Origin of the sequence: Nitrosomonas europaea (genome assembly GCF_900167395.1) — a bacterium.
Classification (GTDB): domain Bacteria; phylum Pseudomonadota; class Gammaproteobacteria; order Burkholderiales; family Nitrosomonadaceae; genus Nitrosomonas; species Nitrosomonas europaea.
Genome location: NZ_FUWK01000066.1, coordinates 1 through 6805, shown reverse-complemented (window position 1 = coordinate 6805; position 6805 = coordinate 1). Strand labels below are relative to the sequence as shown.

Genomic DNA, 6805 nt, shown 5'->3' with positions numbered 1-6805 from the left:
CGTATGTTTGCGGAAGGCTACGCAAGCGGCTTCCTGCTCTGGTGTCAGAACCGTGGAACGCGGCTCTTTCGGACCCATCCTGGCATCGTGCGTAAAGTTGCGCTTCTTCCATTTCGCCACCGTCTTGGGATTGATGGCGTAGCGCCTGGCCAGCACATTCAGGCTCTCTTCACTATGTTGTATCGCTCGACGCACCGCCGCTGTCGTGCGGGCGCTCCCGTGTAATATCTGTCCCATAATTCCTCCTGTGTCGGTAGCAAATCATACAATACACCATCACAATGCGGGACCAAACAGATAGAGAATAAACAATCCATCTTCGAACGCCCAGTGAGCAAGATGGCGTTACCGCAAAGGCAAATCGTCCGTGCGGAGAATGTGAAGATTGGCATCTCCTGGCAATGCGCTTTATGCGATCTGGACATTTATGCGCGTCCCTTGCCGGGTGCGGAGGTTATCTATTTCGGACGCATGGTTACGACGCATGGGCGTTACTGGAAGGATTACCGCAATTCGCCGCAGCCGACGAACGGCTATGAGACTATCAGTTTCGACGTACCGCTTGATTTGCGCCCAGTGGTGATTGCCATCAACTTTTATGAGGGAGAAGCGCCGCAAGGCGTTTCCGGTGAAATTCGTATTGCCGTTGATGAGAACACGTATGCCGCGCCCTTTCATATTTCTGCCACACGCGGCAACCGGGGACAGGGGGTTGCAAAAATCATCGAAACCGGCAAAGCAAGCGGCAATCATTCAGTGATCGTCGATCCGTTGCACATTATCAGGGCACGATAATCTGTGCAGCCGCGTAATCAGATAACTAATCCGTTTGTTCTTCTTGTTCTGAGTGGCCTGTGCGGCTGGGGAGCCTGGGAGACCCGGGATTGGCTGCACAGTGATCTGCTCGCTGTTCCGGTCTTTCTGGCGCTGGGTGCCGTTCTCACCTTGATCAAAGGCGTACTTTACAGCCTGTTATATCTCATCAGATTATTTTTCCGCAAACGTGCGATGAAGCCGACTGACCGTTCCGGAAGTGCAGCCTGGGCTTCATCGCGAGATATCGAGAAAATGGGCCTGTATAACAGGCGTGGCGGTTTTCTGGCCGGGGTGCATGAGAACAGACCGGTATTTGTCGATATCGAATCTTCCGGGTTGGTTTTGAGTCCTGCCGGGGGTGGCAAGACGGTGACATTCGTAATACCGGCGCTATGCCACAATCCCATTAGCATGTTCGTTCCTGATCTTAAAGGAACACTGGCTTGTATGACCGCAGAGCTTCGGCGCAAGCGCTACAAGCATGAGATCCTGTGCGTCAATCCGGGTGGCTTGTATCAGGATATCCTGGGAGCAGGGGCCAGATACAATCCGTTGCAGATTCTGATCGACAGCTGGAATAATCCGGATAGGCATGCGCAGCTTTTATCCGATGCGCAAAGCATCGCCAAGCAGCTTTGCCAGGATCCGGTCCAGCAGGGCGAGAACCAGTATTTCCGCAACGGTTCGCGCAAGTTCCTGGTATTTGCGTTCGTATACCAGGTGACGAACAGCAATCACGCCACATTGGCCGATGCACTGTGCTTGCTCAGTGATAAGGAAGCTTTACTCAAGGCGCTTCAGGATGCGCAGTATTCTGCGCATCTGAATGGCGATCTGGCCAGATCGGCCAAGGATCTGCTGGCAAAATTCGATAGCGGCGATCAGAAGCAGATTGAGTCGTTCAGGGAAGGAGCCATCCAGCCGCTCGAAATTTTTTCTCCGAGTGGGAAGCTGGCCGAGTGCACTTCTACCTGCGATTTCCGCTTTGCTGATCTTAAGAAAAAGAAGATGACGGTTTATCTGCTCGCCGATCCGACACGCATGGCCGTTTATGCCCCGTGGCTGGGTTTATTGTCGTGGTGCGCTTTGACAGAATTGATCCGCTTTCAGAACGGAAAATCGGTTTGCTTCCTGTGCGATGAAATAACTAATATAAAGATCAATGATTTACCTTCGCTGTTGACATTGGCACGGGAGTTCAAGATCAAGCTGTGGCTGATCGTGCAGGAGCTGGAACAATGGGCACATGTGTACGGGCGCGAAAGCCTGGAAACGTTGCTTTCTCAAACAGAAGTGAAGATCATCATGGGGGTTCGCTCATACAAGACCTGCCAGTTGATTTCAGATATGCTCGGTGAATCCACCATCAAGGCGCTCAATCACAATCTTGGCCGCAGTCTGTTCGATGCACCAACCCGGTCGATTCAGGATGCGCCGCGTCGCCTGATGACGGCAGACGAGGTACGGCGCACCTCTGATACCATTTTGTTCATGGGTAATCACCGTCCCATCCACCTATCCAAAATCGGCTATCACGAGGTTAAGCCTTGGGTGAAATGGGTGGGTGTCAATCCGCTTTTTAACAAACCTTTCAAAGGCAAGACCCGGTTGTGGCTCTAAAGGGCACAATTGTTTTCCTGAGCATGAAATCAACGGTAGCATAAAGAATAAATGAAGTTTTTTCTCATCGTGACATCAATCTAGTCCGATATATTGCAGGAATCCCCATGAGTTTTTTTGACGCTGCGGCATTTTTCGCCATCATGATAATGCTTGCTGCCATTCCCAGCACAAGTGTGGCCCTGGTGATCACTCGTACAGCCACGATGAATTTTGCAAATGGGGCTGCTGTTTCGATGGGGATCGTGCTGGGTGATCTGGTTTTTGCAATGCTGGCGATACTGGGGTTAACGGCACTGTCGGAGATGATGGGTACCTTCTTTTTAGTGATTAAATTCGCAGCAGGCATTTACCTGATTGGGTTCGGCATTGGCTTGATCAGAAACAGGGCAAAAACGTTGATCTGCAAATATTCCGGCGCTAGAGCGCTTCTCGTTTAGTTGGACACATAGCCGGAGTTGGCGAAGTAGTTGCGGCATTCCTGGGGCCGGATGGTTTCAATGATGCGCCCGATGGCGGCCCAGAGAGCATCAAAGGATCGTTCAGCGGCTTTACGCAGGAGGGTTTTGATTTTGGAGAAGACCTGCTCAATGGGGTTGAGGTCGGGAGAATAAGGCGGCAGATAAAGGATTTCTGCGCCTTTGTCCTTGATCATCTCCCGGATACCGGCAACCTTATGGCTGCCCAGGTTGTCGCAGATGACGATATCACCTGGCTTGAGTGCAGGGCAAAGCTGGGTTTCCACATAAGCCAGGAAAGCTGCGCCGTTCATGGGAACATCCAGACACCACGGCGCAAGCAGACCATCAAGATGCAGTCCGGCAACGAAAGTCATGGTTTTCCAGTGACCGCCGGAAGCATGGTCATAGCATCGCTCTCCCACAGGGCTGCGGCCATGCTGCCTCGTCATGTCTGTGCTTGCTCCTGTTTCATCGAGAAAGATCAGGCGCGCGCAGTCGCAGGTTTTTTGCCAGTCCTGCCAGACGAGCCTTGCCGCTGCCACGTCAGCACGTTCTTGTTCGCTGGCCCGCAGTGTTTTTTTTATAACTGTATCCCAGCGAGCGGATAAACCGGTCAACCGAGGGAATGTGAACACGAACCCCCAAAGCTTCTTCAATCCAATCGCGCAGCTGCGCAAGCGTTATGCCCTTGCCTCCAGAAGCTTACCCCTGACTTCAGCAGCATGGGCTTCCAGCGCATGACGCCGGTAGCCCCCGATCCTGCGCGGGGAAACGCTCCCTTCCTGTCTCCACAGGCAGGTTATCTTCGATACAAATGACGGGCTAACTGAATATTTATTGGCCACAGCCCTGATACTCAGACCCTTGTCCGTGTCCGCCACAACCCGGCGGCGCAAATCCTCAGAATAAGCTTTCGGCATCTCTCACCTCCGCCCCTATCCTCTCTTATTTTAACTCACAGGGGAATCCCAATGATTCCAACTAGAAGAAAAATGCTCTAGCAGCGGAATATGCGCGAGTTTCCTTGCAGGTTTTGTGGTGACGCTTGGTGACGTTAAGGCGATATTTTTTTATGCGAGCCTATTTCCGGCATTTATCGATATATCTGCGCTGACGTTACCGGATATATCGACCATCTTGCTGATTACGGCGGTAACGGTTGGTGGCATCAAGCTGGTATATGCCTATACCGCAACGAAGATCATGCTGATGGGCAAAGAACTGGCAATTGAGAATAAAGCCCGGCTGGTTTCAGGTTGCTTGATGGTGGGTGCAGGGACTTATCTGATTACAAAAACCTAACCGGAATTGATATCGGCCCATTCGGTTAGTTTCCATCGATGGGTCATGATCCGGTGCAGATAGGGTTCATCCCTCTGATGCCGATCCCGTAAGGCTGACTGCAAGATGTGTGCTGTAATACAGCACTCTCTTGCCAAAGGGAGCGTGCCGCCCCCTGTTGGATACCCCCTGCATACCGGCGCATGCTGGCATTGAGCCTTCAGCGCCGGTATAACGTCTGGTCGTTGCGTCACCATTCAGAGGAGCCTTCAAGCTCCCCCGACACCCCCATGACCAAGAAGGAGAATTCGCTCTCCCTCTGGACACCCATTGATCAACCTTGCGCCGTTTGGATACGCGCCAACCTCGTTGTGGTTGGATCACGACTGGGGGATTTCACTCCCCGGAACCCATCGAAACAAACACCATTTTCACAATAACCTAGAAATGGGTTTACATGAAAACCTAAAAATGATAAAACATAATAACCTAAATATAAGATAACAGATAAATCTAACATTCGGCTAGGCAATACAATGGCCACACCCGCTGACAAACTTGCAGAATCTCTTGCCGTTCTGAAAACACTCCGGGATCAGGGACGCAAGGCCTTGCGTTCTGAAGATATGGGGCGCACCCACCGCGAACGGCTGATGAGAAACGGCTTCATCAAGGAGGTGATGAAAGGCTGGTACATTCCTTCCCGTCCTGATGAACCGGCAGGCGAAAGCACTTCCTGGTACGCCTCGTTCTGGGTATTTTGCGCATCCTATCTTGAGTCCAGATTTGGTGACGAATGGTGCGTCAGCCCGGAACAGTCCATCCATCTGCATACTGGCAACTGGAGCGTACCAAAGCAATTGCTGATCCGTTCTCCCAAGGGGGGCAACAAACCAACTGGTCTGTTGCATGGGACTTCCATTCTGGATGTTAGGCTGGAATTGCCACCGGCATCGGATACCGAAATAAAGGAGGGCATGCGTATTTACAACTTGCCCGCCGCACTGGTGGGTTGCTCACAAACTCAATTCTCCGCTCATCCCACAGAAATGCGTACTGCCCTGACCATGATGCAGGATGCTTCGGAGTTATTGGGTCGATTACTGGCTGGTGGACACTCGAAAATTGCCGGATGGCTGGCCGGTGCTTGTCGCAGCATCGGTCGTAAGCAGATTGCAGATGACATTCTGGGCGCAATGCGGGCAGCCGGATATACCGTGAACGAGAATAATCCCTTCAAGGATCAGGCACAGATCATATTCAGCCCTCGTGAAACTTCACCCTATGTCAACCGTATGCGGATGAACTGGGCAAGCATGCGTGAAGATGTGCTGCATAGTTTCCCGGCGGCTCCCGGCCTTCCTGCTGATTCAGCCAAATATCTGAAACAGGTCGAAGCAGTCTATGTCAACGATGCTTACAACTCCCTGTCCATTGAGGGCTATAAGGTCAGTGCAGCGTTGATTGAGAAGGTACGTTCGGGGAACTGGAATCCGGACAGTAATAAAGATGATCAGGACCACCGGAATGCTTTGGCAGCGAGGGGTTACTGGCAAGCTTTCCAGAAGGTCAGGGAGAGTATCGGAAAAGTATTGAGCCAGGAAAACGCTGGTACTGTTGCCGAAAGCGACCACGCCCAATGGTACCGTGAATTATTCGGCCCCAGTGTTACCGCAGGTATCCTGAAAGCTGCCGATCTTGCGGGTTATCGTAATAGCCCGGTTTACATTCGCCGCTCGATGCACACGCCCCCCGGCAAGGAAGCGGTACGTGAGTTAATGCCTGTATTGTTCGAGTTGTTGCAGCAGGAAAATGAAGCGGCAGTCCGTGTCGTTCTCGGACACTTCATGTTTGTCTATATTCATCCGTATATAGATGGTAATGGACGTATCGGACGTTTCCTGATGAACCTGATGTCAGCCTCGGGTGGCTATTCTTGGATAGTCATCCCATTGGAGCAACGAAATGACTATATGGCCGCACTGGAAAGTGCCAGTGTTGAGGGGGATATCAAACCATTCTCGACGTTGCTGGCGAACTTGGTTAGTACTGGCTGAGTTTCCAGGCACCTATAGATATGATGCATAATAAAGTGAAGGCCTTCCCCCAGCTTTAACCGCAACATTACTTCGTTTTCCGACACCTCGTTTCTAACGGGGCACCCCGTAACGCCCCGCATATCGTGAACCGATAAATCGGTTCCTTGTTTTTTTTACTTCTCCCCGCCGGTAACTTGTCTCCACCAAGTCAGCGCCGTAAATTTTTGATCGCAGCATTACAAATGCTGTTTAATATCTATATGAATCGCCCCGGGTTTTGAGGAGGCTCCAACTTTTGAGAGAATGGAGCCATGAGCAATCAAACAAAGTTTTCCCCTGAAGTTCGTGAACGATCTGTTCGTCTGGTACAGGAACATCGAGGCGAATATCCATCGCTATGGGCGGCGGTTGAATCAATTGCACCCAAGATTGGCTGTGTGCCCTCCACGTTGCTGGAATGGGTTAAACGTAGCGAAATTAACAATGGCGCACGCGAAGGTCTGACAAGCAGTGAACGTGATCGCCTCAAGGCGTTGGAGCGTGAGAACAGGGAACTGCGCCGAGCCAATGAGATATTGAAAACAGCCA

9 protein-coding genes and 1 pseudogene are annotated in these 6805 nt (G+C 51.6%); 6 read left to right on the top strand and 4 right to left on the bottom strand.

Annotated features, from left to right (window positions below; all coding sequences use genetic code 11):
* A pseudogene (locus B5D58_RS13200) lies at window positions 1-237 on the bottom strand (IS481 family transposase); the annotation flags it as partial.
* Window positions 238-339: 102 nt separating this feature from the next.
* Here B5D58_RS13200 and B5D58_RS13195 point away from each other — a divergent pair.
* The 3 genes from B5D58_RS13195 (at window position 340) to B5D58_RS13185 (ending at window position 2876) form a co-directional block, all read left to right on the top strand.
* The gene (locus tag B5D58_RS13195; RefSeq protein WP_011110889.1) at window positions 340-795 is read left to right on the top strand and encodes a hypothetical protein; all 456 of its coding nucleotides are present in this window, start codon (window positions 340-342) and stop codon (window positions 793-795) included.
* A gap of 3 nt (window positions 796-798) precedes the next feature.
* The gene (locus tag B5D58_RS13190; protein WP_011110890.1) at window positions 799-2436 is read left to right on the top strand and encodes a type IV secretory system conjugative DNA transfer family protein; all 1638 of its coding nucleotides are present in this window, start codon (window positions 799-801) and stop codon (window positions 2434-2436) included.
* Window positions 2437-2543: 107 nt separating this feature from the next.
* Window positions 2544-2876: a LysE family transporter gene (locus tag B5D58_RS13185; protein WP_050731223.1), complete on the top strand. Its 333-nt coding sequence runs from the start codon at window positions 2544-2546 to the stop codon at window positions 2874-2876.
* Here B5D58_RS13185 and B5D58_RS13180 read toward each other — a convergent pair.
* From B5D58_RS13180 to B5D58_RS14000, 3 genes are read right to left on the bottom strand one after another with little or no spacing between them, the layout of a single operon-like run.
* Window positions 2873-3481, bottom strand: coding sequence for an IS630 family transposase (locus B5D58_RS13180; RefSeq protein WP_353681460.1), 609 nt, complete (start codon window positions 3479-3481; stop codon window positions 2873-2875). The genes B5D58_RS13185 and B5D58_RS13180 overlap by 4 nt on opposite strands.
* Window positions 3441-3542: a hypothetical protein gene (locus B5D58_RS14515; protein ID WP_353681459.1), complete on the bottom strand. Its 102-nt coding sequence runs from the start codon at window positions 3540-3542 to the stop codon at window positions 3441-3443. Before B5D58_RS14515 ends, B5D58_RS13180 begins: the two co-directional genes overlap by 41 nt.
* Window positions 3543-3577: 35 nt before the next feature.
* A complete protein-coding gene (locus B5D58_RS14000; protein WP_050731224.1) occupies window positions 3578-3817 on the bottom strand; it encodes a COG3415 family protein in 240 nt (79 codons plus the stop codon).
* A gap of 88 nt (window positions 3818-3905) precedes the next feature.
* Between B5D58_RS14000 and B5D58_RS13175 the strand changes: the two genes are divergently transcribed.
* The 3 genes from B5D58_RS13175 to B5D58_RS13165 form a co-directional block, all read left to right on the top strand.
* Window positions 3906-4199: a LysE family transporter gene (locus tag B5D58_RS13175; protein WP_078737697.1), complete on the top strand. Its 294-nt coding sequence runs from the start codon at window positions 3906-3908 to the stop codon at window positions 4197-4199.
* A 515-nt stretch (window positions 4200-4714) separates the two neighbouring features.
* Window positions 4715-6235: a Fic family protein gene (locus tag B5D58_RS13170; RefSeq protein WP_011110891.1), complete on the top strand. Its 1521-nt coding sequence runs from the start codon at window positions 4715-4717 to the stop codon at window positions 6233-6235.
* 293 nt (window positions 6236-6528) lie between these two features.
* On the top strand, window positions 6529-6805 hold a 277-nt coding region (locus B5D58_RS13165; RefSeq protein WP_143779583.1), incomplete at its 3' end, for a transposase.

Bases quoted from the DNA above. Each gene is read 5' to 3' on its own strand.
- B5D58_RS14000 (WP_050731224.1), bottom strand. From the start codon at position 3,817: ATGCCGAAAGCTTATTCTGAGGATTTGCGCCGCCGGGTTGTGGCGGAC.
- B5D58_RS13185 (WP_050731223.1), top strand. From the start codon at position 2,544: ATGAGTTTTTTTGACGCTGCGGCATTTTTCGCCATCATGATAATGCTT.
- B5D58_RS13195 (WP_011110889.1), top strand. From the start codon at position 340: ATGGCGTTACCGCAAAGGCAAATCGTCCGTGCGGAGAATGTGAAGATT.
- B5D58_RS13170 (WP_011110891.1), top strand. From the start codon at position 4,715: ATGGCCACACCCGCTGACAAACTTGCAGAATCTCTTGCCGTTCTGAAA.